The following is a 25660-nucleotide window of genomic DNA, read 5'->3' on the forward strand; positions in this document are numbered from 1 at the left end:
CGACAGTTTTCTCGGGGAAACCTATGGGGCCGGGACGTTCAGAATCTCGCGCACCCGCACCACGTCGTCGTGCATCTGCGCGATCAGCGGATCGATGCCCGCATAGGCGACCATGCCGCGTACCCGCTCGACAAAGCACACCTCAACCTCGCGGTCGTACAGGTCGATGTCCTGATCCAGGAGGAACGCCTCCACCTGCTTTTGCGGCACGCCATCGAAGGTCGGGTTGTTGCCCACCGAGATGGCGGCGGGATAGCGCTCGCCCTCGCTGTGTAACCAGCCCGCATACACGCCATCGGCCGGAATGTAGCCGGTGGACTCGGGCGAGAGGTTTGCGGTGGGGAACCCGAGTTCGCGGCCACGCTTGGCGCCGTGCACCACGGTGCCGCGAACGCTCGCGTTGTGGCCCAGGAGATCGGCCGCGGCATCCACCCGGCCGTCGGCCAGCAGCTCGCGGATCCAGGTTGAGGAGGCGCGACGCCCCTCGCAGGGCATAACATCGTCGATCGCAACGACCTCAAAGCCCTCGACCCTGCCCTGAGCGGTCAGGGTTTCGACGGTGCCGGCACCGCGGTGTCCGTAGCGGAAGTCATCCCCCACCAGGACCACCTTGGCGTCCAGCGTGGCGCAGAGAATGGAGCGCACAAACGACTCGGGTTCAAGGGCCGAGAGCAGGCGATCAAAGGTCAGGACGAGCACGGCGTCGATGCCCGTTTCGGCCAGGAGATCGAGCTTCTTTTCGATTCCGGTGAGCGCGACCGGGGCCTTACCCGGGGCGATCACGTGCAGCGGGTGACGATCGAAGGTGACCACCACGGAGCGCAGACCGCGCTCGGCCGCGATGCCCCGTAGGCCCTCGATCACGCCGCGATGGCCGGCGTGTACGCCGTCAAACTTCCCTATCGTGACCGCGCTCGGCCCAAAATCCAGGGGAACCTCGGTGAGGTCGCGGAAAACCTTCACGCGCGCTTTCCCTTCTGCTTGAAGAGCCAGAACAGTCCAAGAGCCGGCAGGACCAGCGGTACGTAGCCGTAGCCACTGCCGAAGTGCGACCACACGGTATCGTGCGGGAACAGCTGCGGATCGAACACCGAGAGCAGGCCGATCACGATGACGCCGACCATCTCGAAGCCGATCGTGACCCAGGCGATGGTGCGCCAGGTCTTGCCCGTCACCACCAGCGCCACCGTGGCGAGGATGTACACGACCGCGGCGAGGGCCGAGAGCGTATACGCGAGGGGTGCCTCATCGAACTTGCCGATAATCTGCGTGACCGAGCGACCGGTCGCGGCGAGGGCAAGGATGCCGTAGACGGCCACGAGCACACGCCCGACACCGCTGATCCGCGGGACGGCGTCACGCTTCGGCGACGGGGAGGCTGACGGAGTCTGGGCGGCGGGTTCGGTGCTGTTCATGTCGAGCCAATTCTATGCCCCTTCGGCCCCCACACCGACAGCCGGGGTAACGAAGCGGGCCACGTGCCGCGGCTCCCCCGCGGATTCGGCGCGGTTAGGCCGCGACGGTGGTCCAGATAACCTCCATGCGAATCACCATGACGGCCACCGCGAGGCTGCCCACCCCCACGATGACCGTGGACCAGCGGGTACGATCCAGCAGCCCCCAGAACACCGCGGCCGCGGGGATAATGAGCGCACAGATGATGTACGCGTAGAACTCGATCGGGTCGCCAAGAATGTTGTTTCCGGTGGCCGGGGCGATGATCGCCACCACGAGCTGCACCAGCAGGAGCAGTTCGACCAGGGCGGCGGAACCCAGGGTGAGGTCGCTCGGCTTGCGGCCGATCAGCCCGAGTACCACGCACAGCAGACCTGCAAGGCCCGCGATAATCGCGATCGTGTAGGTGAGCCAGGTGATCATTCGGCTGCCTCCGCGGGTGTGGTAGGTGCCTCGACCCGTGCCTCATCCGCCGGGAAGTTGACGAGCGAACGGGCGCTATTCTTGCCGGCCTGGACCAGCCCGATCAGGGCACCGGCCGGGGTCAGCGCGGCGATGGGGCCCGATACGTTTTCGGGAAAGCCCTCGATGCCGATCTTCTTACCGTGGCCGAGGTCGATCGCGCGCTGGGCATCCAGCGAGACCACCGGGAACAGGGTGCCCGCGGCGGCGGCCGAGGAGATCAGGCGCTCGGCCGGGTTTAGGTCTTCGAGCGTCACGGCGTCCTCGACCGAGAACGGTCCGATCCGGGTGCGGCGCAGGGCGTTGAGGTGGCCACCGACGCCGAGGTCGGCGCCGAGGTCGCGGGCCAGCGCGCGAATATAGGTGCCCGAGGAGCACTCGACCCGCACGTCGAGTTCGATGCTGCCCGGCAGGCGACGGGTAGCGAGCACCTCGAAGGTCGCAATCGTGACCGGGCGAGCCTTGAGCTCCACGGTTTCGCCCGAGCGCACGAGGTCGTAGGCGCGCTTGCCGTCCACCTTGATCGCCGAGACCTGCGTGGGTACCTGCAGGATATCGCCGCGCAGCTTCTGGATTCCGGCCTCGATGGCCGCATCGGTGATCGCGGCCACGGCCTCGGGATTCGCGGTTTCGAGGGTGTCGCCCTCGACGTCATCGGTCGTGGTGGAGGAGCCCAGCACGATGGTGGCGAAGTACTCCTTGTCGAGGCCCACCACGTAGGTGAGCAGGCGGGTGGCCGAGTTCACACCCAGAATCAGCAGGCCGGTGGCCATGGGGTCGAGGGTCCCGGCGTGGCCCACCTTGCGGGTGCCGGCGAGCCGGCGGGTGCGCGCGACCACGTCGTGGCTGGTCATCCCGCCGGATTTGTCGACCAGAACAATGCCTGAACTCACCTGATACTCCTCGTGTCACCGCTGCATAAATCAGCCTTTATCCTCCCATATTCGCGGCGGGCACAGGCTCGGTACGCGCGGGCGCGGTGGTGCGAGCTAGGCTGGAATCGATGAAAACCTCCGACATTCCGAACGCCCTGATCGACTGGTTCGCCCGGTCCGGACGCGCACTTCCCTGGCGCGAGGACGACTTCCCGGCCTGGGGCACGCTGGTGTCGGAGTTCATGCTGCAGCAGACCCCGGTGGCGCGGGTGATCCCGCGCCTCGCGGAGTGGCTCGAACGCTGGCCCACCCCCGCGGATCTCGCCGCCGAGCCCTCGGGTGAGGCCGTGCGCGCCTGGGCCAACCTCGGCTACCCGCGGCGTGCGCTGTGGCTGCACCGTGCGGCCGTGCAGATCACCGAGGAGCACGGCGGCGTGGTACCGCGAGACGTGCCCACCCTGCTCGCCCTCACCGGCGTGGGTGACTACACCGCACGCGCCGTCGCGGTGTTTGCCTACGGTGATCGACACCCCGTGATCGATACCAACGGCCGCCGCGTTATTGCGCGCGCCATCCACGGGCAGGCCGAACCCGGGCCGCCGCGCGCCGCCGCGGACCTCGCGGATATGGCCGCGCTACTGCCCGAGGAGCGCGAGGCTGCACGAGATTTCAACGTCGCGATCATGGAGTTGGGGCAGGTGGTGTGCACCGCGCGTTCACCGCGCTGCGAGGAGTGCCCGATTCGTTCGGCCTGCGCGTGGGTGGGGGCGGGATCCCCCGAGTACTTCGGCCCGACCAAGACGGTGCAGGCCACCTATGCGGGCAGCGATCGGCAGGTGCGTGGGCTCATTCTGCGCGAGCTGCGCGCCGCCCACCTGCCCGTGACCGGGGTGGAAATCTCCGGGCTGTGGGCCGACCGGGTGCAGCTGGATCGCGCGCTCGCAGGCCTCCTCGCGGACGGCCTCGCGGTGGAATCCCAGGGCGGATACGTACTTCCCTAGCGCCCGCCCTGCTGCCCGGTACCCGCTAAACTGGGCGCATGAGTAACGCCGACGCACCCCAGAACTTCACCCCCGAACCCGGCTTTGAGGAGTTCTCGGCCGCCGACTCCCCCGCGTTTGAAATCGTGGCTGACGCCGAGCCCGAGCTCGAGGTTTCCGGCGTTCTGCCGCCGCTGTTTGTGGCCGAGTACCTGCACACCGAGGATCTCGAGGCCACCCTCGCCGCTCACCGCCCGGAGGAGGGCGTGCTGCCCACCGGTGCCGAGCGGATCCCCGGCTGGTTCTTCCAGGTCACCGCGAATGAGAGCGTCCTAAGCGAGGACGCCGAGGTGTCCTTCGGCGACGATGTCGAGTACGTCGTGGTCTTCAACGGTGCCGATGAAAACGGTCTGCCCGGTGCGGTAGCCCAGGTGATCGATGCGCTGATCGATCAGGTTGGGCCGCGCGCTACCGAGTTCATCGCGCACAGCATCGGCGGCTCCGTCCAGGAGTTCGATGCCCAGTTCGCCGGTGCCTTCGACCTGCGCGTGGGTGCCCCTGAGCTGCTGACCGACTAGCTGGCTAGAGGATTCTTCGATCAACGGCCCCCAACGTGCAGAGTGTGAGCACCCTAGAGGATTCTTCGATCGACTGCCCAGCGGGACAGCTCGTGCCGATTCGACAGCTGGAGCTTGCGCAGCACCGCGGACACGTGTGATTCGACGGTCTTGTTGGAGATGAAGAGGTCTGCCGCGACCTCCTTATAGGAGTAGCCGCGGGCGATGAGGCGCATGACCTCGAGTTCACGGGCGGAGAGTTTATCGAGCTCGTCGTCGATCTGCGCGATGTTTTGGGTGCCGAAGGCGTCCAGCACAAATCCCGCGAGGCGCGGGGAGAAGGCGGCATCTCCGGCGGATACCCGTCGGATGGCGTCGCCGAGCTCTTCGGCCTGAATGGTCTTGGTGACGTAGCCGCGGGCACCGGCACGGATGACGGTGACGACATCCTCGGCCTGGTCCGAGACGCTCAGCGCGAGAAAACGGGTGTCGGCGAGGAGGTCGGCGCAGCCAACGATGACCTCGGCCCCGCCACCGCCGCGGCCGCCGGGCAGGTGGACGTCGAGCAGCACGACCGCGGGCCGCGTCTGGTGGATGATCGCGATGGCCTGTTCAACGGTGCCGGCCTCCCCCACGACCTCGATGTCCGCGGCGAGCGCGCCGCGGAGACCCGACCGGAAGATCGCGTGGTCGTCGACGAGGACAACCCGGAGGTTCGGCGGGGTCTGCTCGGTCATGTGTTGTCCTTTGCTGTGTCGGGAAGGGGCATTCGCAGCGCCACCTCGGTGCCGTGCCCGGTGTTTCGAAGTGATGCGGTGCCGCCGTGTCGGGTCATGCGCCCGAGAATCGAGTCGCGGACGCCGTGGCGGTCGGCCGGGATCTGTTCGGGATCGAAGCCTGTCCCGCGGTCGCGGACGAATACCTCGCACGCTCCCCGCCCCACTTCAAGATAGACCGAAATGGTGCCGGTCGCGTGCTTGGCCGCGTTCTGGAGCGCCTCCCGAGTCGCGGCGAGGAGCGGTTCGAGGGTGTCGGAGTGCGCGGTGTCGCCAACGGTGACGATCTCGATGGTGCGGCCGTAGCCGTCTTCGATTTCGGCGGCGATGCCGCGCAGGCGTTCGGCCGCGGTCCCGCCCGGGTCGGGCTGGTCCGAGCTGATCCAGGCGCGCAGCTCGCGTTCCTGGGCGCGGGCGAGGCGGCGCACATCGGCCGCGCTGTCGGCGCGGTTTTGGATGAGGGCGAGGGTTTGCAGCACCGAGTCGTGCAGGTGGGCGGCGATGTCCGCGCGTTCGGATTCGCGAGCGCGAGCCGCACGCTCGGCACCGAGTTCGCGCCAGTATTTGACCACCCAGGGGGCGAGTACCACGGCGAGACCGATCAGGATCGCGAAGGTTGCGAGAAGGGTCTGTCCGATCAGCTCCTGATCGATGGCACCGGTCACGAGGATCAGGATGCCGATGACCACGAGGGCGATTCCGGCGATGAGGCGCAGGGCACCGGAGGAGGCCCGGCCGTCCCGGCCGGGGCCGGAGGAGTCCAGCTGCAGCCAGGTGAGGCCCACACCGGTGGCGATCGCGACGGCCGGAAGCCAGAGCTGCCAGTTGATTTTGACGCCGATCATCTCGAGCAGGATGGCGGTGGCGATACCCAGCAGGACAACGCCCACGGCGATCTCCGGCAGGCCCATGCGCCACTGCCGCCAGGGGCGGCCGTGACTGTTTTCGTTGCCGGGCTCGGGCCGTTGCCCGGGGGCACCGGGGGCGGGCGTACCGGGGGTGGGGACGGCCCCGCGCGGTGCTGGGCGGGCGGCTGCCGGCCGGGCAGCTCCGGTCTGGGCGGCTCCGGTCTGGGCGGCTCCTGGCCGGGCGATGCCGCTGCCATCAGTGGGGCGCGTTCGCAGCCAGGGAGCGACGTTGCGGGCGAAGTTTTCGGCCACGTTGCGCGGGTTGAAGTCACGCACGTTCGCCCGCTCCACGTCGTCCTCGCTGGGCACAAACAGCCAGAGCCAGGCGTAGAGAATCGCGCCGGCTCCGCCGAACAGGGTGAGGATGATGATGCCCAGGCGCACCCAGGCGGTCGGCAGGTTGAGGTGCCGGGCGAGGCCCGCGCACACACCCGCGATCGCGCGCGATCGGGTTCGGACGAGGGGCAGACGCATGGCTCAATACAAGCATGTTGGGCGGCACACGGCCACCCGGGGCACGGCAAATCGGGGGAACCCCGGGGTACCCCCGAACGCACTCAGGGTTTTATCAGGGCAGGCCCCCATAGCGCAGGCGTTGGTGCCGAGACCACACTGGGGGTATGAACACGACCGACAACCCTCAGCGCGAGCCCTCCGGCGGATCCCGCGGCTTTTTTGACAGCATCCGAGACTCACGGATCGTTCGCTCCGACCGTGCCTGGCTCGGTGGTGTGGCCTCGGGTCTCGCGGAGCGCATCGGAATCGACCCGATCCTCATGCGCGGCATCGTTGTTGTGCTCAGCATCTTCACCGGAATCGGCCCTCTGCTCTACGGCCTCGGCTGGGCGTTCCTCCCGGATCGTAACGGCTACATCCACGCCGAAGCACTGCGCTTTGGCCGCTGGCATGCGGGCATGACCGGTGCCACCATCGTCACCGTGATCGGCCTCTTCAACCTGCAGGTCGGGGTCTTCTCCTTCGGGAACTGGGGCGTCACCTCCTGGAGCGGATCGCTCGTCATCCTCGGCCTGATCGGTGTGGGCATCTACCTCCTGGTGCGCCGCACATCCGGCCCCGCGCAGGGTGGCAGGGCCGCGGGAGGGCAGGGCGGAGCCCCGTTCGCACCCGCTGGCGACTCCGGACCGGCAGGAGACGGCGGACCCGTCGGAGACAGCGGAGCGGGCGGATCGGGCGGATCGGGCGGATCGGGCGCGACCTGGACCCCGGGTGCGTATCCAGGAGCCCCCGGCGGCTACTTCGCTGCGCCGCCGGCCGCCGGTGCACCGGATGCGCAGCCCGCGGGGTCTGCATCCACCGCAACTTCCGCGGCTTCCGCCACCTCCGCCACCGCGGCCAATGCTTACCCGGCAGCGTCCGCCTACACCGCGACCTCCGCCTATCCGACGGTGCCGGGTGCGGCCCCCACCACCGTTCCCGCCACGGGCGCGACAGACTATGCCGCGGCGTGGAGCGCCGACCAGGCGGCCCGCCCCGCTCGTCCGGTGCGTCCCCGGGTTCTCGGCCCGGGCCCGGTGACCGGGCTGGTCACCACGGGCCTCGCGCTACTCGCGGGAACCGCCATCTATGGTGCGCACTATCTCGGTCTGCTGCCCATGATCGATTCGCCGCTTCTCCTCGCTCTGGGGGTGGCCGCCGGTATCTTCGCGCTCGGTGTGCTGATCAGCGGCATCCGGGGGCGCCACGGGGGCTTCCTCGGCTGGCTCGCCTCGTTTGCGCTGATTGCCACCCTCATCACCCCGCTGAGCGGTCAGAACGCCAACTGGGCCGCCGCCACCGCGGCGACCTTCATCCCGAACACCATGCAGGAGGCGAGCGAGGGATACACCGTCGTTGCCGGTTCGGGACGCATCGACCTCACCGGCCTCTCCCCCACCGAGAGCGCCCCGGCCGCGACCGTGCACGTCGACGTCGCGATGGGGTCGATCACCGTGATCGTGCCTCGGGACGTCCGCGTCTCCGTGGATGCCTCGCAGGTTCTGGGCAACGTCAAGATCGATACCAGTGCGTTCCAACAGGGCCGCAGCGGCGTCTGGTTCAGTAGCACGGCGGGCTTCGGACCGGATGATGACTACTTCCCGCGTATCACACTCGTTCTTCGCGGCGCGATGAGCAACGCCACCATCACCGATAACAAGGGAGCGCACTAATGTCCACCACACCGGAAAATGGTCTCCCGCGCGACGAGACCGTGCCCTCGGCCGACACCGCGGAAACCGTGGAAACCGCCTCCACGGATGTACCCACGGCAGCTACGTCTGCATCTGCATCTGCATCTGCATCTGCACGGGAAAACATCCCTCATTTCGACGAGCCCATGCCCATCCCGAGCGCCGAGGGATACCCCGGCACCGCACCGTACACCACCGGCTCTGGCACGCAGCCGCACACTAGCCTGGCCGAGGTACCGATCAACCGCACTCCGCGCGCGTTTACGATCGTCTGGGGCGTGATCCTGCTGGGCCTCGCCGTACTGCTGGTCAGCCACAGTTTCTGGCGGCTCTCGATCGACCCGATCGCGCTGGTGTTCACCATCGTGGCGGGTGCCGGAGTCATCCTGCTCGGCATCGGGATCGGCATCGTCCTGCGCGGTGCGCGTCGTGGGGAGGATCGATGAACGGCTTCTTCGACTGGCTTCGTCGCAGCGTGATCCGCCGCGGCCCCGAGGGAATGGTGGGCGGGGTGTGCGCCGGAATCGCGCGCCACTTCGATTGGAGTCCGCTTTACGTCCGGATTGGCACGCTGCTCGCGTTCCTCCTTCCCGGCATTGGAGTACTCACCTACGTCATCGTCTGGATCCTGCTCCCCAGGTACGACGGAACGATCGTTCTCGAGGGCTGGCTCGCACCTAAATCTCGCTGAAATACACGCTGTTGTCCGTTCGAATCGCCCGGTTTCCCGACATCAACCCCCTCATTCTTGGTAGGTTGGCGGTGATCACCGGGCGATCCGCGTTTCTCGCAGGGATTGCCCACGCGACCACCGGAAGGATCCGATGACCGAGCACACTCCCCTCCCCGGAGTTCCAGATTCCATCCCCGCTGCCCCGCAGCCGGCAGCCGCAGTGCCGCCAGAAACAGCGCAGCATCCCGGGGTGCCCGCGCTCGAGATCCGCGGCCTGGCCAAGCGCTTCGGTGAGAAGATCGCGGTCAACGGCATCAGCCTGTCGATCCCCTCCGGGTCGTTCTACGGCCTGGTGGGCCCCAACGGTGCGGGCAAGACCACGACCCTGTCGATGGCAACCGGCCTGCTGCGCCCCGAGTTTGGTACCGCGCTGATCTATGGCGTCGACATGTGGGAGCACCCGGTCGAGGCCAAGCGCCTGGTCGGAAACCTCGCCGATGGTGTGCGCCTGTTTGACCGCCTCACCGGGCAGCAGCTCGTCACCTACCACGGTCTCCTCTCGGGTCTCGATGCGGCCACCGTGGAGTCTCGCGCCACCGATCTGCTGGCGCTCCTCGACCTGCAGGGTGCCGCGAACACCCTGGTGGTCGACTACTCGGCCGGCATGACCAAGAAGATCGCGCTGGCCTGTGCACTGATCCACGCGCCGCGCCTGCTGGTTTTGGATGAACCCTTCGAATCGGTGGATCCCGTCTCGGCCGCCAATATTCGTGACATTCTGCACGGCTATGTGTCTGGCGGCGGCACCGTCATCGTGTCGAGCCACTCGATGGACCTCGTGGAGCGCATGTGCGACCACGTCGCGGTGATCGCGGCCGGGCGCGTTGTCGCGGCCGGTACCGTCGACGAGGTGCGCGCCGGTTCCACCCTGGAGGATCGCTTCGTCCAGCTCGTCGGCGGCCGTCACCAGCAGGAGGGCCCCGAGTGGCTGCGCAACTTCTAACCCCCACGCTCGCCCCCGCCCCGATCGCGCAGAAGCCCACCAGCATCGTGCGGGTGCTGGTGAGCCTGCGCTACCGCATCATGTGGAACGCGCTGCGGCGCAACACCTGGCAGCTGGTCGGCGCCATCATCGGTGCGCTCTACGGTCTGGGCGTCCTCGGCATGGCCCTGGTGGGTCTCACCGCCCTCGGCCTATCTAACTCCCCGTTCACCGGCATCGTCCTGATCCTCGTGGGCTCCCTCATTGTGCTCGGTTGGGGCATTATGCCACTGGTCACGGCGGGCGCCGATCGCACGCTCGATCCCGCACGCTTCGCGGTGTTCCCGATTTCGCCGGGCACGCTGCGTCGGGCGACGCTGCTCGCCGGTGCCGTCGGCATCCCCGGCATCATCACCGGCGTGGTCGCGGCACTCACCGGTCTGGCCTGGATCCACCACCCGCTCTCCGCGATCATCGCCGTCCTGTGTGCGCCGCTCGTGCTCCTGACCTGCCTGCTGTTCTCGCAGCTCGTGATGACCCTCGCGACCCGCCTGGCCGCGAGCCGCCGGTACCGGGAGATCATCGGATCGCTCATGCTGGTGCTGGTGATCCTGCTCGGACCGCTGATCGCCGGCCTCTCAAACGGCGTATCGCTCTCGCTCGATGTGATTCCTCAGGCGGCCGAGATCGCCTCGTGGACGCCGTTCGGCGCGGCCTGGGCCATTCCCGCTCTGGTAGCCGAGGGTGATGCCCTCGGTGCGATCCTGCGTCTGGTCATCGCGCTTGCCTCGGTTGCGCTACTCGCCTGGCTGTGGGGCATTGCCTACGATGCCGCCGCGAACGCCGCCAAGTCTCCCGCCGCCGCGAGCGGCAAGGTACGCGATGCCCGCGGCCCGTTCCGCTTCTACCCGGCCTCCGCGGCCGGTGCGATCGCCGCGCGCTGCCTGATCTACTGGTTCCGCGATCCGCGCTACGCCCGCAGCCTGCTCATCGTGCCGATCATGCCGTTCCTGTTCTGGTTTGTGACTCGGCAGTTTGAGGCGGGGCCCGAGCTCATGGCCTTCGCGGTACCGTTTATGCTGCTCTTCACCGCCACGGCAACATTTGTAGACATCGCGTTTGACGGCACCGCGTTTGCCGCGCACGTGTCGCACGGGGTGCGAGGTATCGATGACCGTCGCGGCCGTGCCTGGGCGTTCCTGACCCTGATCACCCCGCTGACCATCGTCGTCGCGATCGTCGTGGCGGTCGTCAGCGGCACCGCGCACCTGCTGCCCGCGGTGCTGGGTGTGGGGATCGGCATGCTGCTGGCCGGAAACGGTATCGCCTCGGTACAGTCGGCATTCTTCCTGATGCCGGTTCCGGACCCGGAGGACAGCCCCTGGGCGTCGAAGCCGGGTTCGGGCGCGCTGTCCATGGCGGGCACGTTTGGCAGCATGGGTGTGCTCCTCGTGCTGAGCGCTCCCGCGCTCGTCCTGCTGGGCTTCGCGGTGGGCACGGGCTCGACCCTGCTCACCTGGCTGACACTCCCCGTGGGGCTCGGAATTGGCGCGCTGTTCTACTGGATCGGCGTCCGCTGGGGCGGCCGCATCCTCGACCGCACCGCCCCCGACCTGCTCGCCCGCCTGGCCAAGCACGCCTAGCGTAAACGCCCCGCATCCCTCATCTGCCTCCGTTTGTGGAGACGGATGAGGGATTTGCCGTAATGATTTTACGATTCCACCGTCATACCTACCAGTAGAGCTTTGCAACGACGCAATGCTCGATGACGAAGGCTCGATAAATCATGAGAATCAAAGCAAAAAGCGGAATTGTTACGGTTGCGTTGTTTACGCTGCCTTCCGGACTTCTAGTTGGCACCCCAGCATTCGCGAATGACGGGAACAACGAGAAACTCTCAAGTAGTTCTTCGATGTACAGTGAGGCACAGATTTTTCTCACTGAATACGGGGTGAGTCTGGAGACCCAGCATGCACTCTTCGAAAAGCTCGAGAAAGGTGAAAAGTGGGACTCGTTTTCGAGTTTGGTTGAACCCACCAGTTCTGAGTCATACGTTGAGAACGGCTACGAAAAGACCGTCGCACACTATAACGATGGATCTGTATCTGTTAGCCGAATCGAATTACCCATTGAAATAGGTAGCGCAGATCTTGCGGGACGAAGCTCACCGAGTGGCTGTAGCGTTGGCCGTGACGGTGCGCGCAACAACTGCACTGTTGATACATGGGTGGGGCTAATCAAACTAGGGTTCAAGGCAAACTACAACGTAAACAGCAACAGGGTATCGAATGTATGGGGCGCGACCTGGGCAATTGGTGGATCTTGTTCGTCCTCGCTTGTGTATCTGGGAACGCCGAACCGAAACCTCGGACAGATGACGGTATCTGCTCAAATGTGTGCCATTCCGTACGCAACCGCCTTCAACCTCGCGGTCACGGTGTCCGGAGGCAAAGCCACTAAGAGTTGGTGGTGATCTCATGTTCTTGCAATGGCATATCTACGGCATGATAAGCGTCGCTCTCACTATCGGAATTATTACGGCTGTTGTGTTTTTAGTTCGTCGCTACATTCGCAGACGTCAGAGGTAGCTGAGGACTCGCAACAAACATCTCACTCGCATCCGAAACCGGACGCGAGTGAGATGCTGCCGAAATAAAAACTAGGCCCGCTCGTCTCAGTCTCTAAGAAGGGCTCAGCACCGATGCGCGGCTCAACAACGAAAGTGCGGTGACCTCGTGTTTGCACAGTGGCACATCATGGCCCTCCTCGGGGCGGTACTCATCATCGGCACAATCACGGTGGCGGTGGTCGTCGTTCGGCGCTACATTCGGCGGCGGCAGCACTAGCGCACACGCAAGCTGCTGAGGTGCGAAAAACTCAGCGTCTCTGATCGCTAGGTTCCATTGTTTCGAGCACCCCCGCACTATCATGATGACGAAGTTGAGAGGACATTTATGGCTACCTATCACCCGACCGATGCAGAACGAGAAGCTGCAATTTCCCACATCAAATACGAATTTGACCAAATGTGTCTTGCGCACGAACTCGTCCGAGATCAAACGTTCGGGGATGATTCCGACCCAAAGTCCTGGCTTATTTCCGAAGCGGGGTACGTTCATGCAAGAAATCTCATTGAATTCCTATTTTTCTATTCAAACGGCCCCACACCCGAGGAAATCGAGCGAGGGATTAAGCCCGGTCCACGCGCGATTTGGTATTCCGATAATCGTTCCTGGGGCATTCGCTCCCGGAAGAGGGACTTCGAGGTACTTCTCGGTGGCCTCGATGTCAAGACGATAAAGACTCGCATCGATCGTAGAGTGCTTCATGTTGCTTTGGACCGCGACGAAATCCCCCGAATCGATTTCTTCGAACTCATCGATGCTTTAAAGACCTCATGGGGCTTCTTTACGCAGGGACTCGAAGCCCCCTGGAAAGCGAAGTTCGAGTAGCGCAGTCATACTCGCCCTCGGCCGCGCATTACAAGACGGGTACACGCCGCTTTTCTCTTCGAAAGCGGCGTGTACCCGCCCTGCGGTCAGCGCCGACGACGACTACCGATGTACATTCGCAGCAAAACGAGCGCCACCAAAACTACCCCCACCATTATTACCGTCTGCATCAGAGTCAGAACGCTCCGCATCACACTCATCGAGTTACCCTCGGAGCCGCATGGATACGGCATCCGCTGCAAGAGAGACGGGATGCCGCGCGTGCTATTACGGCGGGCGGTGCACGATCGATGCGCTCCGAAAACGACCGGGATAAATAGACGGCTGTGATGCCCCTAGCCGGCGGGGAGCGCCAGCAGACGGGCGGCGTTCCGCGCGAGCAGGGCGTCCACCCGGTCGGCACCGAGGCGCACCTCGAGGCGCGGGATGAAGCGTCGGCCGAGGTATTCCAAGCCGGGCATACCCCCGTAGGCGAGGTAGCGCGAGGCACGCGCCACGTCGCCGCCGAGCAGGATGTTGTCCGACCCCACCCGCGCCACCACGCGCTCCAGGCACTCGAGGATCGCCTGGTCCGGTGCCTCGCGGTGCCGGGCCGGGCCGTCGTAGCCGAGGTAGGCGCCGGAGGCGATGAGGTCGGCGTGCAGCCACGAGTCGAGGTTGCGGTCGATGTGGGCGAGCACCACGCGGCCGCGAGGAACACCGTCCTGTTCCAGGAGGTCAAGCACCTCGTGGGCGGCGGATCCATAGTCGAGGTGCACCATGATCGCCGCCCCCGTCTCGGCGTGTGTGCGGGCCACCGCGGCCAGTGCGCGCCGCTCAAACGGCCCGATCTGCCAGTAGCGGATCCCCGCCTTCAGCATGCCCGCACGAACGGGCGAACCCGCGGCGGCTGGCTGCTCGGCTTCGAGCTCCGCCTGGGCCCCCGGATCCACGCCAAAACCCTCGCGGATTTCGGCGGTCCAGCGGCCCACCATCTCGTCCTCCGAGAGGGCCCGAATCGGGTGGTCCTCCGGGTAGTGCCCACCGTGGTGTGCCCCGGTGACGTGCACCGCGTGCAGCCCGGCACGGGCCGCAATGCGTGCCACGGCCGCCGGGTTGCGCCCCAGGCCCATCGGGGTGGCCTCGATCATCGCGCCGAAGCCCGAGGCTGCCAGCGACTCCGCCTCGCGGCCCGAGGCCTCCTCATCATCCAGCTCGTCACCGGCAAGCAGCGGCGAGACCTGGAACAGGTGCTCGTGATAGTTGGTGCGGCCCAGTACGGCGGGGGCGATATCGCCGCCCACGGTGCGCACGATCCGCCCCTCACCGCCGAGAGTCGCGGCGGTATCGGTGGGCAGGACGGCGCGGAGTCGACGCGGCTCAGGCACGGGCGTCGCCCTCGGCCAGCGCGTTGAACCACGGTTCGAGGCGCGAGTAGGCATCGAGGAACACCGGGTACTCGCGGGCGTAGCGCTCGGTAGCGGCGGCGTCCGGCTCATAGCCGGTGCTGCGCTGCGAGAGCGTCGCGGCCACCTCGAAGTTCTCGAAGATCCCGACGCCCACGCCGGCGACCACCGCGGCACCAATCGCCCCGGCCTCATCCACCAGGTCGCGGCGCGCGACCGGCATGCCCCACATGTCGGCGAAGATCTGCAGCAGAGCCGAGGCGTTGGCGGCGCCGCCGATGACGTCGATGCGATCGACGCTGGTGCCGCAGTCGGCGAAGGCTCGAAGTCCGGTGAGCAGGTTGAACGCCACGCCCTCGAGCACCGCGCGGGTCATGTGCCCGCGATCGTGGTGCCGCAGGAGGCCCACAAAGGCGGCGCGCGCGTGCGGGTTCCAATACGGCGAGCGCTCACCGAGCAGGTGCGGGAGGAAGTACAGACCCTCCCCCGAGGCCTGCCGGTTCTCGGCGGCATCAAGCAGTTCGGCGTAGTCGGCCGCGGTGGCCGGCGAGATGGTGTCAACGATCCACTGCAGCGAGGCGCCACCGGCCTGCATGGTCGCGGTGGGCACGAAGCGGCCCGGGATCACGTGGTTGAACGTCATCGAGCGCATCTGCGGGTCGTACAGCGGGGCATCCGCCGCCACCGATACCCAGGAGGAGGAGCCCATGCAGGCATAGGCCCCCGAGCTCGCATCGATGATGCCCGCACCCAGCGCGGCCATCGGGCCGTCACCGCCGCCGATGACCACCGGCGTTCCGGCGATCAGGCCGGTCGCGCGCGCGGCATCGGGGGTGATGGTGCCGATCACGGTCGTGGAGTCCACGATCTCGGGGAAGATCTCGCGCGACAGCCCGGAGGCGGCAATGAGCTCATCCGACCAGGTGCCCGCCCGCTGGTCGTAGGCGTTGGTGCTGGAGGCATCCGAGCGATCGGTCACCTGCACCCCGGTGAGCTTGAACGCGATGTAGTCCTTGGCCAGCAGGATGCGGCGCACGCGCGCAAACGCCTCGGGGGCGGTGTCGCGCAGCCACATGGTTTTTGCCAGCGAGTAGGTGGGGTTCAGGCGGTGGCCGGTGATCTGATAGCCGCGCTCCATCCCCACGGTGTCCAGCAGGCGCGCGGTCTGTGCGGTGGCGCGGGTGTCGGCCCAGATGATCGAGGGGAACACCGGCTCCCCCGCGTCATCGATCGCGACGACGCCCATCATCTGACCCGAGAACGAGACCACGTCGATGTCCTCCGGGCGGGCATTCGCGCGCTCCAGCAGCTCACGGGTCGCGCGGGCGAGGGCGTCCCACCAGGCGTGGGGATCCTGCTCGGCCTTACCGCCGAGCCCAAAATCGGTGTCGTAGTGAACCGTGATGGCGGACATCAGGCGGCCGTCATTGGCAACCAGCGTGGCCTTGTTACCGGTGGTTCCGAGGTCGTGGGAAATGATCATGGGGAGAGAACCTTTGGGAGGGGTGGTACACGGACGGCGCGTGATGGCGAGAACTCACCATCACGCGCCGTGGAATCAACCTATCGCGAGGAGACGATGGTCTTGATCTGCTCGGAGTCGTGCAGGTTGGCGAGCGCCTGGTCGAAGGTGTCCAGGTTGAGCTTCGAGGTGATCAGACCCTCGGTGCGCACGCGGCCGGTCTGCAGGGCAAACAGGGCACGGCCCAGGCAGTGCACCTGCGCGTAGGAGCCCTTGATGGTCAGCTCGCGACTGAACACCTCGTAGGGCTTGATCGCGGCGGTGTCGTTTTCGCCGGCGAGGCCGTAGACCAGCACGGTGCCACCGGTCCTGGTGTGGCTCACGGCGAGCTCGAGGACGGCGGTCGAACCGGTGGCCTCGATGACCGCGTCGAATCCGCGCGGGGCGATCTCCCGCAGCGCGGCCGAGGCGGCCTCGGGGTTATTGCGGTCCACCTGGACGGTGTGATCGGCACCCAGGGCAGTGGCGACCTCAAGCTTGGAGGCCGTCGGCGCGGCCACGGTCACGCGGGCGGCGCCGGCGGTCTTCAGCAGCTGGGAGAGGATCAGACCGGTGGGGCCGGAACCAAAGATCAGCACGTCGGATGCGGGCGTGAGGTTCAGGATGTCCACGCCGTGGACGGCGCAGGCGGTGGGCTCTGCGAAGACGGCGACGTCCGGGTCGAGGTCTCCGATCGGGTACACCTTGCTGGAATCAACCACGACGTACTCGGCGAACCCACCGGGCATGTTGCAGCCGAGCGAGCCGAAGTTCTCGCAGAACAGGTCGTTGCCCTCGCGGCAGGCGTGGCACTTGCCACACAGCACGGTGTTGTCCACCACGACGTTGTCGCCCACGACGGCGTTTGCCTCACCCGGGCCGAGTTCGACAACCTCGCCGACCATCTCGTGGCCGGGGATCAGCGGGAACTTGGCGATGAATCCACCGTGCAGGAGGTGCTCATCGGTGCCGCACACGCCGGTCTGGATGACCCGCAGCAGCGCCTCTCCCGGGCCGGGAACCGGCTTCTCTACGGATTCGACGGCCCACTGGGACCCCTCACGGAACACGATTGCTTTCATTGCAGACCTCTCGCACGGATTCGACGGTGAATTCGGAAGAACGGATGCCTCCGTGTGGGGACACGGGGCCGGTTTCCTGATTTTTAGTAATACTACATCCATTTCCCCGCTCAACACGAATTATTGGGTTTAATTCGGCAATCTTGACCAAATGTTCCCGTTCACATTCGTATTTATGTAGTATTACTACCAAAACCACCCACCTAGGAGAACAATGAGCATCAGCGTAGATATTCCGGTTCCGCTTCGGGTCCACCCCAATGGGGACCTCACCGGGAACACCCGGCGCTACGAGAAGTTCCTCGGCGATATGGCCGGGGTTTACCGCGATGACGCGGCCTATCAGGCGGCCGTTGCGGAGCACGGCGCGGACACCCTGGTGTACTCGGTTGAGGAGCACCGCTACTCCGATGAGGAGGGCGCGCTGGTCATCGGGACCAGCACCCTGCTGCCCGGCACCTACGGCACCGAGTTTGCCGTGACCCGCGGGCACATTCACGCGGTGGAGAACCGCGCCGAGCTCTACTACTGCCTCGCCGGCCACGGCATTATGCTGCTGGAAACCATCGACGGCCAGAGCGCCGCGATCGAGCTGACCCCGGGCGAGGCCGTCAACGTGCCCGGTCACTGGATCCACCGCAGCATCAACGTGGGCACCGAGCCGTTTGTCACCCTCTTCACCTATGCGGCCGATGCCGGGCAGGACTACGCCATCATCGGCGATGCGGGCGGAATGAAGGAGCTCATCGTGACCGATGGCGCGGGCGGCTGGAGCGCCGTGGCCAACCCCGAGCACAGTGGCTACCGGGTCGAGGTGTCCGCATGACCTCCGCCCCCAGCCAGCAGGACGCCCTGAGCATTCTGGGCGAGTTTGGCATCGTTCCGGTTGTGGAGATCCCCGAGGCACGCCTCGCCGTGCCCCTGGCTCGCGCACTGTCCGAGGCCGGTCTCACCACCATCGAGGTGACCATGCGCACCCCCGACGCCCTCGAGTCCATCGCGAACATTGCGGCCGAGCTGCCCGAGTTCCACGTGGGCGTGGGCACGCTCTTCACCGCGGCCAACGTGGCCGATGCGAAGGCTGCGGGCGCACGCTTCGGAGTCTCCCCGGGATACACTCCGCAGCTCGGTCTCGCCGCCCGCGAGGCCGGTCTGCCGCTGATTCCTGGAGCGGCCACCGCCTCCGAGATCATGGCCGCGGTGGAGGACGGCTTCGACATCGTGAAGTTCTTCCCCGCCGAACTCAACGGCGGCGCGAAGGCCCTCGCCGCGCTGCTCGCGCCGCTGGCTGCGAGTGGGCTGCGCCACGTGATGCCCACCGGGGGCGTAACCCCGGACAACCTGGGCGACTACCTCCGCATTCCCCGGGTGATCGCCGCCGGCGGCACCTGGATCGCCCCGCGCGGCCTCATCGCCGTGGGCGAGTTCGACATCATCCGTGACAACGCCGCGCGCGCCCTCGAGCTGGCCCGCACCCTTCTTCGCGAAAAGGACACCGTGTAATGAGCACCCCCGTTACCCTCACCGCCGACACCCTGACCCCGGCCACCGCCCCCACAATGTACTTCATCGGGGTGACCACCGGATCCTCCTCGATCCGCCAGGTATTCCCCCTCTGGGCCGCCGAACTGGGCCTCGGCGACGCCGAGCTGGTGGGCATTGACCTGCCGCTCCATGCCCCAGCCGAGCAGTACCGCCGCGTGGTCGAGTTCATCAAGAACGACCCGCTGAGCCGCGGTGCCCTGGTGACCACGCACAAGCTGGACCTCTTTGCCGCCGCCCGCGACCTCTTCGATGAGGAGGATCCGCTGGCGACCCTGATGAACGAGATCTCCAGCATCTCCAAGCGCGATGGTCGCCTGATCGCCCATGCGAAGGATCCGATCTCCTCGGGCCTCGCGCTCGATGCGTTCCTCTCCCCCGCGCACCTCACGCGTTACAACCCGGACGTCTTCGTGATCGGCGCGGGTGGCTCGGCCATCGCGATCTCCTGGTACCTCTCCCGTGCCGAGCGTGCCGCTCACCCGCGCGAGATCATCGTGGCGAACCGCAGCCAGCAGCGCCTGGACGACCTCGCCGAGGTTCTTGTGGAGTCTGCCCCGCGCGTTCCCGTGAGCGTGCGCCTGACCCCGCAGCCCGAGCTCAGCGACGCGATTGTCGCCGAGCTGCCCGCGGGCTCGGTCATCATCAACGCGACCGGCCTCGGCAAGGATGCGCCCGGATCTCCGCTCACCGACGCCGTGGTCTTCCCGACCGACGCGATCGTCTGGGATCTCAACTACCGCGGCAACCTGGTGTTCCTCGACCAGGCGCGCGCGCAGGATCCGGCGCGCAACGTCACGGTGGTGGATGGCTGGGTGTACTTCCTGCACGGGTGGACCCAGGTCATCGCCGAGGTCTTCGACGTCGCGATCCCCACGTCCGGGCCGAGCTTTGATGAGCTCTCCCGCCTGGCCGCTAGTACCAAGGGTTAGTGCCGTGCCCGGAAAGATTCTGGTCACCCCGCGGTCGCTGACCGCGGAGAACGTGGCCACCCATCCGCTTCTGGAGCCGCTGCGCGCGGCCGGCTACGAGATCGTGGCCGGCCCCGCGGGGCGCCAGCCCGAGCCGGCCGAGCTGCGCGAACTCGTGGCGGATATCGAGGGTTGGGTGGCCGGAGTGGAGCCGATCGATGCCGAGACGCTGGCGGCCGCTCCCCACCTGCGGGTCATCAGCCGCAACGGTGCCGGGGCCGACGCGATCGACCTGGCCGCGGCTTCGGCGCGCGGCATCCGGGTCGAAACCGCGCGCGGGGCCAATGCCCGCGGGGTGGCGGAGCTCGCGCTCGGGCTGATCCTCGGATCACTGCGGCAGATTCCCGCGGCGAACTCCCTGCTGCACGACGGCGGCTGGGCGCGTGCGCGCGGCCGCGAGGTTGCCGAGGTGACCGTGGGCATCGTGGGGTTTGGGGCCATCGGACGCCATGTGGCGTCAACGATTCTGCAGCTCGGTGGCCGCGTGGTGGCGTACGATCCGTTCGTGACCGAGGACACCGAGGGCGTCGAGCTGGTGAACCTGCCCACTCTGTTCCGGGAGTCCAATGTCGTGACGCTGCACGCTCCGCCGCCCGCGGATGGCACGCCGCTCGTGGGCCGGGATCTGCTCGCTCTGATGCCCGCCGGCAGCGTGCTCATCAACACCGCGCGCTCCGCCCTGGTGGATCACGCGGCGGTGCTCGACGCCTACGCAGATGGCACGCTCATCTCCTACGCGGTGGACGCCTTTGCGACCGAGCCTCCGGAGCTGGATGCCACGCTCTCGCACCCGCACACCCTGCTCACCCCCCACATTGGTGCGTTCACCGGGGCGAGCACTCAGCGCGCCGCCGAGGCCGCCGTGGAGAACCTGCTTGCCGCGCTCACGAACCAATAGCACTAGGATGCATAGGATGGAGAGCACCTCGCAAACATCACTCTTTGAGCGTCTGAAAGAGTCTCTCGAATCCCTGCGGAAGTCCGAGCGCAAGGTCGCCGAGCTGGTCACCGAAGACCCCAGTTTTGTCATGGAGTCCTCGATGTCCGCCGTCGCGGCGCGGGCCGGGGTGTCCGAGCCCACGGTCATGCGGTTTTGCACCGGCCTCGGTTTTGATGGCTTTCAGGCTTTCAAGCTGGCGCTCGCGCAGGCGCTGATTCTGGGTGTGCCCTCGGTGGAGTCGGCGATGAACCGCGGCGACTCGGTGGCCGAGCTCGCGAGCAAGATCTTCGATCAGACCATCTCGAGCATTGACCGCTCACGTCGGTTCCTCGATCTGGATCAGATGGAGGCCGCGGTTCAGACCATTCTGGAATCGAAGGCGCTGGTGTTTATCGGCCTGTCGGCCTCCGGGCTTATTGCCCAGGATGCCCTTCAGAAGGCGCAGCTGTTTGGCATTCCCTGCAGTGCGCCGAGCGATACCCACCAGCAGTTCATGGCGGCGGCGATGACCGATCCGGACACCACGTTCGTGGTGATCTCCAACACCGGCCGTACCCGCTCGACCAACCGGGTGGCTCAGCTGGCCCGCTCGCGCGGTGCGACCGTGATCGGGATCAGCGGGGATGACACCCCAATGATGCAGCTGTGCGACATCAAGATCGTCGCCAAAACCTTTGAAAATACCGATGTCTACACCCCGACGGTCAGCCGCCTGGCCGGCCTCGTGGTGATCGATATCCTCTCCACGGCGGTGTCGCTGCGCCGCGGGGAGGCCCACTTTGCCGACTTTGAGTCGATGAAGGCGGGGCTTGCGGGTTACGCCCGAATGACCGACGGCGAGACCCTTCCGGTCGCGACCCCGTTCGACTAGGGAACCCGCACACGGGCCGCGGAGCAGACGCTCCGCGGCCCGTTTTGTGTGGGACACCCCGAGCCGCAGTCTATTTTGGGGTGGGGTGATAGATTCCTGCCGCAAAGTCAGGGTTCAGATCGAGGAATAAGTCGACCCTCGCGGGCCAATCCGACTGAGCATCGATCATTCGCACGTACTTTTTGAGCATGATTATGGTTGCGTACACAGACCCGTTGTCGTACTTCGGCTCAAATCTCTTAAGTTTTCCTAACACGGGTGCCGTGATATCAATTCTGCGATTCCATAGTTGCCCATGATGCGCACAGATATTACGGAGAATGGAAAACGAGTGATTCGTGCTGTGAAATCCTTCCCACGGAACTGATAGCTTTTCCGACGTTGTCTTGGCTGCTGAGATATCGCGAAAATACCCAATCATCTTGGCGACAGTTCCGAAGCTCATATGCTCTATGGCCACCCAGAGAGGCACAGCCGAGAGGTCTTCGCCGTTTCTATACCGTGCAACCGTTGCCAGCTTTGGCCTCAATAAATCGGTGCGCATCTTTTCGATGTGCTGGGTCAGGCGTGGAGTGATGTCGAGGTAGGTTTCGGAGTCCAGATAAAACGCACCGCTTCCGAATATCGCGCCTGCCTCGTGCGCAAACCGCGAACGCACACATACCTCAACTACGCTGAGCGCTTCGAAGAGCAGAAGTCTGAACTCGGTGTCACGAGCCATGAAGACTTGGATATCCGCATATCTCGTGCCGGACATGAAGGACTGATCTCCATCGCCGGTGTCAGGCTGAAACTGTCGCGCATATCCGCTGAAACGGTAGTAATTCGAGTCGTAGAGGTGTGTTTCCGCACCAGAATCGTCAGATATGGTGCCACCGACGATTGTTAGCCCGCGATCATGAAGTATCTGCCGCAGCTCTGATAAACCTCGAAACGTCTTCGTCATGGCCCGATACTACGACAAGGCCCACCGCATTTTAGGAAGTCCGAGAACTCTAGCCTTGGGTGGGCGCTGATAAAGCTAGGGTATCACCCTCATCCGCAAGAGTCACCACCCATCGGCCACAGAAGAATCTGCCTAGGCGACGATGACCTCAATGCCCTCGGCGCGCAGCTGATCGAGTACGGCGAGCGGGGCGGAGTCATCGGTGATGACCACGTCGATGTCGCGCAGCGAGCAGGTAATGGACATGGCCGAGCGACCAAACTTGGTGCCCTCGGCGATCAGGACCACGCGGCGTCCGGCGGCGATCATCGCGCGCTTGGCGGCGGCGTCCTCGAGGTCGTGAGCGGTCACGCCCTCGTCCAGGGAGGCACCACAGCAGCTGAGGAACACCGTGTCAAAGCGCAGGCCCCGGAGTGACTGCTCAACGAGCGGCCCCACGATGGAGCCCTCGTCCGGGTTGACCGCGCCGCCGGGCAGCAGAATGCGGGCGGTTGCGCTTCCCGCGAGGGCGGTCAGTGCCTGGACGCTAAACGGCATGATCGTGAGGCGGCGGCCCACGAGCTGCTTTGCGACCTCGGCCCCGGTGGTTCCGCTGTCGACGCCCACGGCCTCACCATCAACCACGAGGGCCGCGGCGGCAATCGCGATGCGCTCCTTGGCCCCCGAGGATTCGAGCCGGCGCATCGCGAAGGGCAGCCCCTCGCCGCGCATGCGCACGCTCACCGCTCCCCCGCGCACCCGGCGGAGAATGCCCGCCTGGGCGAGCTGATCGAGGTCGCGGCGAACCGTGACCTCGGAGACCGCAAACTGCGCGGCGACCTCGGCAACGTCCACGCGTCCGCGTGACTGCAGGGTTTCGAGGATGGCTTCGTGCCGGGTGTTTCCGCTCATCCCCCAAACATACACCCGAAATGTTCGTTTGAAAGGCCTTGAGGGCAAATAATCACGTTCATGCACGGGCGCGGCCCACGTTTCCCGGAGAACGAGAGAACATTTGACATGTTCGTTCGAACATATATGATGATTATTCGATCGCAGGTTGTGATCGGGAAGGACGGCGCACGCCGATGACAACGCACCTACTCGTGGACTATGGCGAGGTGATCTGTGTGGCTCAGCCCACGGTGGCCGCCGCCGGGATGGCCGTCCACGTGGGCATGGCCCCGGAGGAGTTCCTCGAGCGCTACTGGCACTTCCGTGAGGAGTACGACCGCGGGCAGGACGCCCGGGACTACTGGGCCGAGGTCGTGGGCCGCCCGGTCCTCGGCGAGGAGCTCGCCGAGCTGCGCCGCCAGGATCTGGCCGGAAACATCCACCTCAATTTCGAGACGATCTCCGCGCTGCGCACCGCCCATCGGCGCGGTGCGCGCCTCACGCTGCTCTCCAACGCCCCGCAGGATCTCGCCGAGGCGGTGGGCAACTTTTCGATTATGCGCGAGCTCTTTTCGCTGATGCTGTTCAGCTGTGAGCTGCGCATGGTGAAACCCGGCGAGCAGATCTTCGAGACCGCCCTGGCCCTGACCGAGACCACGCCCGCCGAGACCCTGTTCATCGACGACCGCCCGGACAACATCGAAACCGCGGCGCGCCTGGGCCTCGGCACGCACCTGTTCACCGGGGCGGCGGCGCTTTCCGCAGAACTCGAACGCCTTCCGTTTTCCGGTATCGGGCAGACACGGCGTTCATGGTGGCCCGCCCGTCGTCGCTCCCCGTTACCCGCCAAATAGCAAGCATCGCGCGCGCTTCGGCGTGCTCGCGAACGCCATCGGTGCTAGTGTGCCGCCGTACGGCCGCGCCACCGAGCTCGCCCCGGCCCGCCTGGGTCCGATCCACCGCCAACGACTCTCGAAAGTTACTCGTGACCAAGACAAAGCTCTCCCAGCCTGCTCCGGACGTGCGCCGCGCGCGCATCGCCGTGGCCGTACTCTTCCTCACCAACGGTGCCCTGTTTGCCAACGTGGTGCCGCGCTACCCCGGAATCAAGGACGCACTGTCCCTCGACAACGCGGCCTACGGTCTGGGCATCGCCGCGTTCCCCGCGGGCGCGATTCTCGCGGGCCTTGCGGCCGCCACCATCATTCGCCGGCTGGGTTCGGCCCGCGCCGCGGTGTTTGGCACGATCCTCACGGCGATCGGTACGGTACTGGTGGGCTTCTCCCCCTCGTTCCCGCTGTTTGCCGCCGCCCTGTTCTTTGCCGGGGCGATGGACTCGATCACCGATGTGGGGCAAAACACCCACGGCCTGCGCGTGCAGCGTCGCTTTGGGCGTTCGATCATCAACTCGTTCCACGCGGTGTGGTCGGTGGGTGCGGTGCTCGGCGGAGGCATGGCGGCCGGCGCCATCGCGCTGGGTCTGCCTCCCGCGGTACACCTGAGCATCTCGGGCACCCTGTTTGCGGTGGTGTCGGTTGTCGCGCTGCGCTACTGCCTGCCCGGTAAGGATGAGGATGCGGGGCTCACCGCGAACCCCGTGGGCACCGAAACCACCTCAACGCTGCGCTCGGCGCTCAGCCCGCGCCTCATCATCATGGTGGCGGCCCTCGTGGTGATCGCGATCGCCGGAACCCTGGTTGAGGACGCCGGCTCCACCTGGGCCGCCGTCTATCTGGGCAACAACCTGGGTGCTCCCGCGGCCATTGCCGCCACGGGGTTCATCGCGCTCGTCGGGGCACAGTTCATTGGCCGCCTGCTGGGCGACGGTCTGGTGGACCGCTTCGGTCAGCGTGCCGTTGCCCGCGCGGGAGGCCTGATCACCGCGGTCGGCATGGGCACCGCCCTGCTGTTCCCCACGATCCCCGGTACGATTGCCGGATTCGCGGCCGCCGGTTTTGGTGTCGCAACCCTGGTGCCCGCCGCCATGCAGCAGGCCGATGAGCTGCCGGGGCTGCGCGCCGGAACCGGCGTCACCGTGGTGTCCTGGCTCATGCGCCTCGGGTTCCTCGTCTCTCCGCCGCTCGTGGGTTTGATCGCCGATAACTCCTCGCTGCGCTTCGGATTGCTGGTGGTGCCGATCGCCGGGCTCCTGGCCTTTGCGCTGGCCGGTGTACTGACAAACACGAGAAAGAGCTCCGGCACCGCCTAACCGCATGGGAGTGTGAAGGTCGTTCCTCGCC

At 66.1% G+C, this 25660-nt stretch carries 27 protein-coding genes; 16 read left to right on the forward strand and 11 right to left on the reverse strand.

Annotation, left to right across the window (positions count from 1 at the left end):
• Window positions 1-21: 21 nt before the first annotated feature.
• From D9V32_RS11970 to truB, 4 genes are all read right to left on the reverse strand, one after another.
• Entirely contained in the window at window positions 22-963 is a 942-nt protein-coding gene (locus D9V32_RS11970) for a bifunctional riboflavin kinase/FAD synthetase (RefSeq protein ID WP_121649149.1), read from the reverse strand.
• Complete coding sequence (locus D9V32_RS11975) at window positions 960-1415, reverse strand: hypothetical protein (RefSeq protein ID WP_245982298.1); 456 nt, start codon at window positions 1413-1415, stop codon at window positions 960-962. Before D9V32_RS11975 ends, D9V32_RS11970 begins: the two co-directional genes overlap by 4 nt.
• Before the next feature lie 94 nt (window positions 1416-1509).
• Window positions 1510-1878 carry a hypothetical protein gene (locus D9V32_RS11980; protein WP_121649150.1) on the reverse strand — a complete coding sequence of 123 codons (369 nt, stop codon included), beginning with the start codon at window positions 1876-1878 and terminating at the stop codon, window positions 1510-1512.
• Window positions 1875-2810, reverse strand: a complete 936-nt coding sequence (gene truB, locus D9V32_RS11985) for a tRNA pseudouridine(55) synthase TruB (protein ID WP_281272139.1) — start codon at window positions 2808-2810, stop codon at window positions 1875-1877. Before truB ends, D9V32_RS11980 begins: the two co-directional genes overlap by 4 nt.
• 110 nt (window positions 2811-2920) lie before the next feature.
• Here truB and D9V32_RS11990 point away from each other — a divergent pair, with 110 nt between their 5' ends.
• Together D9V32_RS11990 and D9V32_RS11995 are read left to right on the forward strand one after the other, a co-directional pair.
• Window positions 2921-3793, forward strand: a complete 873-nt coding sequence (locus D9V32_RS11990; RefSeq protein WP_121649152.1) for an HhH-GPD family protein — start codon at window positions 2921-2923, stop codon at window positions 3791-3793.
• A 38-nt stretch (window positions 3794-3831) separates the two neighbouring features.
• A complete protein-coding gene (locus D9V32_RS11995) occupies window positions 3832-4350 on the forward strand; it encodes a hypothetical protein (RefSeq protein WP_121649153.1) in 519 nt (172 codons plus the stop codon).
• A gap of 53 nt (window positions 4351-4403) precedes the next feature.
• Here D9V32_RS11995 and D9V32_RS12000 read toward each other — a convergent pair whose 3' ends face one another.
• Together D9V32_RS12000 and D9V32_RS12005 are read right to left on the reverse strand one after the other, a co-directional pair.
• Window positions 4404-5066, reverse strand: coding sequence for a LuxR C-terminal-related transcriptional regulator (locus D9V32_RS12000; RefSeq protein WP_121649154.1), 663 nt, complete (start codon window positions 5064-5066; stop codon window positions 4404-4406).
• The gene (locus D9V32_RS12005; RefSeq protein ID WP_121649155.1) at window positions 5063-6487 is read right to left on the reverse strand and encodes an ATP-binding protein; all 1425 of its coding nucleotides are present in this window, start codon (window positions 6485-6487) and stop codon (window positions 5063-5065) included. Before D9V32_RS12005 ends, D9V32_RS12000 begins: the two co-directional genes overlap by 4 nt.
• Window positions 6488-6633: 146 nt before the next feature.
• Here D9V32_RS12005 and D9V32_RS12010 point away from each other — a divergent pair, with 146 nt between their 5' ends.
• The 7 genes from D9V32_RS12010 to D9V32_RS12035 all read left to right on the forward strand — a co-directional run bounded on the left by D9V32_RS12010 (window position 6634) and on the right by D9V32_RS12035 (window position 13309).
• A complete protein-coding gene (locus D9V32_RS12010; RefSeq protein WP_121649156.1) occupies window positions 6634-8181 on the forward strand; it encodes a PspC domain-containing protein in 1548 nt (515 codons plus the stop codon).
• Window positions 8181-8648 (forward strand): hypothetical protein, encoded by a 468-nt coding sequence (locus D9V32_RS16075; RefSeq protein ID WP_147440469.1) that lies wholly within the window; start codon window positions 8181-8183, stop codon window positions 8646-8648. Before D9V32_RS12010 ends, D9V32_RS16075 begins: the two co-directional genes overlap by 1 nt.
• Complete coding sequence (locus tag D9V32_RS12020; protein ID WP_121649158.1) at window positions 8645-8893, forward strand: PspC domain-containing protein; 249 nt, start codon at window positions 8645-8647, stop codon at window positions 8891-8893. The genes D9V32_RS16075 and D9V32_RS12020 overlap by 4 nt, the downstream gene beginning before the upstream one ends.
• 133 nt (window positions 8894-9026) lie before the next feature.
• Window positions 9027-9878, forward strand: a complete 852-nt coding sequence (locus D9V32_RS12025; RefSeq protein WP_121649159.1) for an ABC transporter ATP-binding protein — start codon at window positions 9027-9029, stop codon at window positions 9876-9878.
• Entirely contained in the window at window positions 9860-11500 is a 1641-nt protein-coding gene (locus tag D9V32_RS12030; protein ID WP_121649160.1) for a transporter, read from the forward strand. The genes D9V32_RS12025 and D9V32_RS12030 overlap by 19 nt, the downstream gene beginning before the upstream one ends.
• A 143-nt stretch (window positions 11501-11643) precedes the next feature.
• Complete coding sequence (locus D9V32_RS16080) at window positions 11644-12330, forward strand: hypothetical protein (protein WP_147440470.1); 687 nt, start codon at window positions 11644-11646, stop codon at window positions 12328-12330.
• Window positions 12331-12811: 481 nt separating this feature from the next.
• The gene (locus tag D9V32_RS12035; RefSeq protein ID WP_147440471.1) at window positions 12812-13309 is read left to right on the forward strand and encodes a hypothetical protein; all 498 of its coding nucleotides are present in this window, start codon (window positions 12812-12814) and stop codon (window positions 13307-13309) included.
• 335 nt (window positions 13310-13644) lie between these two features.
• Here the strand turns inward: D9V32_RS12035 and D9V32_RS12040 are convergent, their stop codons facing one another.
• The 3 genes from D9V32_RS12040 to D9V32_RS12050 all read right to left on the reverse strand — a co-directional run bounded on the left by D9V32_RS12040 (window position 13645) and on the right by D9V32_RS12050 (window position 17277).
• The gene (locus D9V32_RS12040) at window positions 13645-14676 is read right to left on the reverse strand and encodes a phosphotriesterase family protein (protein WP_245982300.1); all 1032 of its coding nucleotides are present in this window, start codon (window positions 14674-14676) and stop codon (window positions 13645-13647) included.
• Window positions 14669-16177: a xylulokinase gene (gene xylB, locus D9V32_RS12045; RefSeq protein WP_121649163.1), complete on the reverse strand. Its 1509-nt coding sequence runs from the start codon at window positions 16175-16177 to the stop codon at window positions 14669-14671. Before xylB ends, D9V32_RS12040 begins: the two co-directional genes overlap by 8 nt.
• An 80-nt stretch (window positions 16178-16257) precedes the next feature.
• A complete protein-coding gene (locus D9V32_RS12050) occupies window positions 16258-17277 on the reverse strand; it encodes a zinc-dependent alcohol dehydrogenase family protein (protein WP_121649164.1) in 1020 nt (339 codons plus the stop codon).
• A gap of 214 nt (window positions 17278-17491) precedes the next feature.
• On the opposite strand from D9V32_RS12050, the gene D9V32_RS12055 reads away from it, so the two are divergent.
• From D9V32_RS12055 to D9V32_RS12075, 5 genes are read left to right on the forward strand one after another with little or no spacing between them, the layout of a single operon-like run.
• On the forward strand, window positions 17492-18103 hold the full coding sequence (locus D9V32_RS12055) for a glucose-6-phosphate isomerase family protein (protein ID WP_121649165.1): 612 nt from the start codon (window positions 17492-17494) through the stop codon (window positions 18101-18103).
• Window positions 18100-18780, forward strand: a complete 681-nt coding sequence (locus D9V32_RS12060) for a bifunctional 4-hydroxy-2-oxoglutarate aldolase/2-dehydro-3-deoxy-phosphogluconate aldolase (RefSeq protein ID WP_121649166.1) — start codon at window positions 18100-18102, stop codon at window positions 18778-18780. The genes D9V32_RS12055 and D9V32_RS12060 overlap by 4 nt, the downstream gene beginning before the upstream one ends.
• Complete coding sequence (locus tag D9V32_RS12065) at window positions 18780-19751, forward strand: shikimate dehydrogenase family protein (protein WP_121649167.1); 972 nt, start codon at window positions 18780-18782, stop codon at window positions 19749-19751. The genes D9V32_RS12060 and D9V32_RS12065 overlap by 1 nt, the downstream gene beginning before the upstream one ends.
• 4 nt (window positions 19752-19755) lie before the next feature.
• Entirely contained in the window at window positions 19756-20688 is a 933-nt protein-coding gene (locus tag D9V32_RS12070; protein ID WP_220700705.1) for an NAD(P)-dependent oxidoreductase, read from the forward strand.
• Between the two features lie 16 nt (window positions 20689-20704).
• Window positions 20705-21601 carry an SIS domain-containing protein gene (locus tag D9V32_RS12075; protein WP_183086301.1) on the forward strand — a complete coding sequence of 299 codons (897 nt, stop codon included), beginning with the start codon at window positions 20705-20707 and terminating at the stop codon, window positions 21599-21601.
• 70 nt (window positions 21602-21671) lie between these two features.
• Here the strand turns inward: D9V32_RS12075 and D9V32_RS12080 are convergent, their stop codons facing one another.
• Entirely contained in the window at window positions 21672-22547 is an 876-nt protein-coding gene (locus tag D9V32_RS12080; RefSeq protein WP_121649170.1) for an Abi family protein, read from the reverse strand.
• Window positions 22548-22679: 132 nt separating this feature from the next.
• Entirely contained in the window at window positions 22680-23438 is a 759-nt protein-coding gene (locus D9V32_RS12085) for a DeoR/GlpR family DNA-binding transcription regulator (RefSeq protein ID WP_121649171.1), read from the reverse strand.
• 176 nt (window positions 23439-23614) lie between these two features.
• On the opposite strand from D9V32_RS12085, the gene D9V32_RS12090 reads away from it, so the two are divergent.
• Window positions 23615-24274 carry an HAD family hydrolase gene (locus D9V32_RS12090; RefSeq protein ID WP_121649172.1) on the forward strand — a complete coding sequence of 220 codons (660 nt, stop codon included), beginning with the start codon at window positions 23615-23617 and terminating at the stop codon, window positions 24272-24274.
• A 131-nt stretch (window positions 24275-24405) separates the two neighbouring features.
• Window positions 24406-25629: an MFS transporter gene (locus D9V32_RS12095; RefSeq protein ID WP_245982303.1), complete on the forward strand. Its 1224-nt coding sequence runs from the start codon at window positions 24406-24408 to the stop codon at window positions 25627-25629.
• The last annotated feature ends 31 nt before the right edge of the window (window positions 25630-25660 follow it).

Source organism: Mycetocola tolaasinivorans (assembly GCF_003667565.1).
Taxonomy (GTDB): Bacteria; Actinomycetota; Actinomycetes; order Actinomycetales; family Microbacteriaceae; genus Mycetocola; species Mycetocola tolaasinivorans.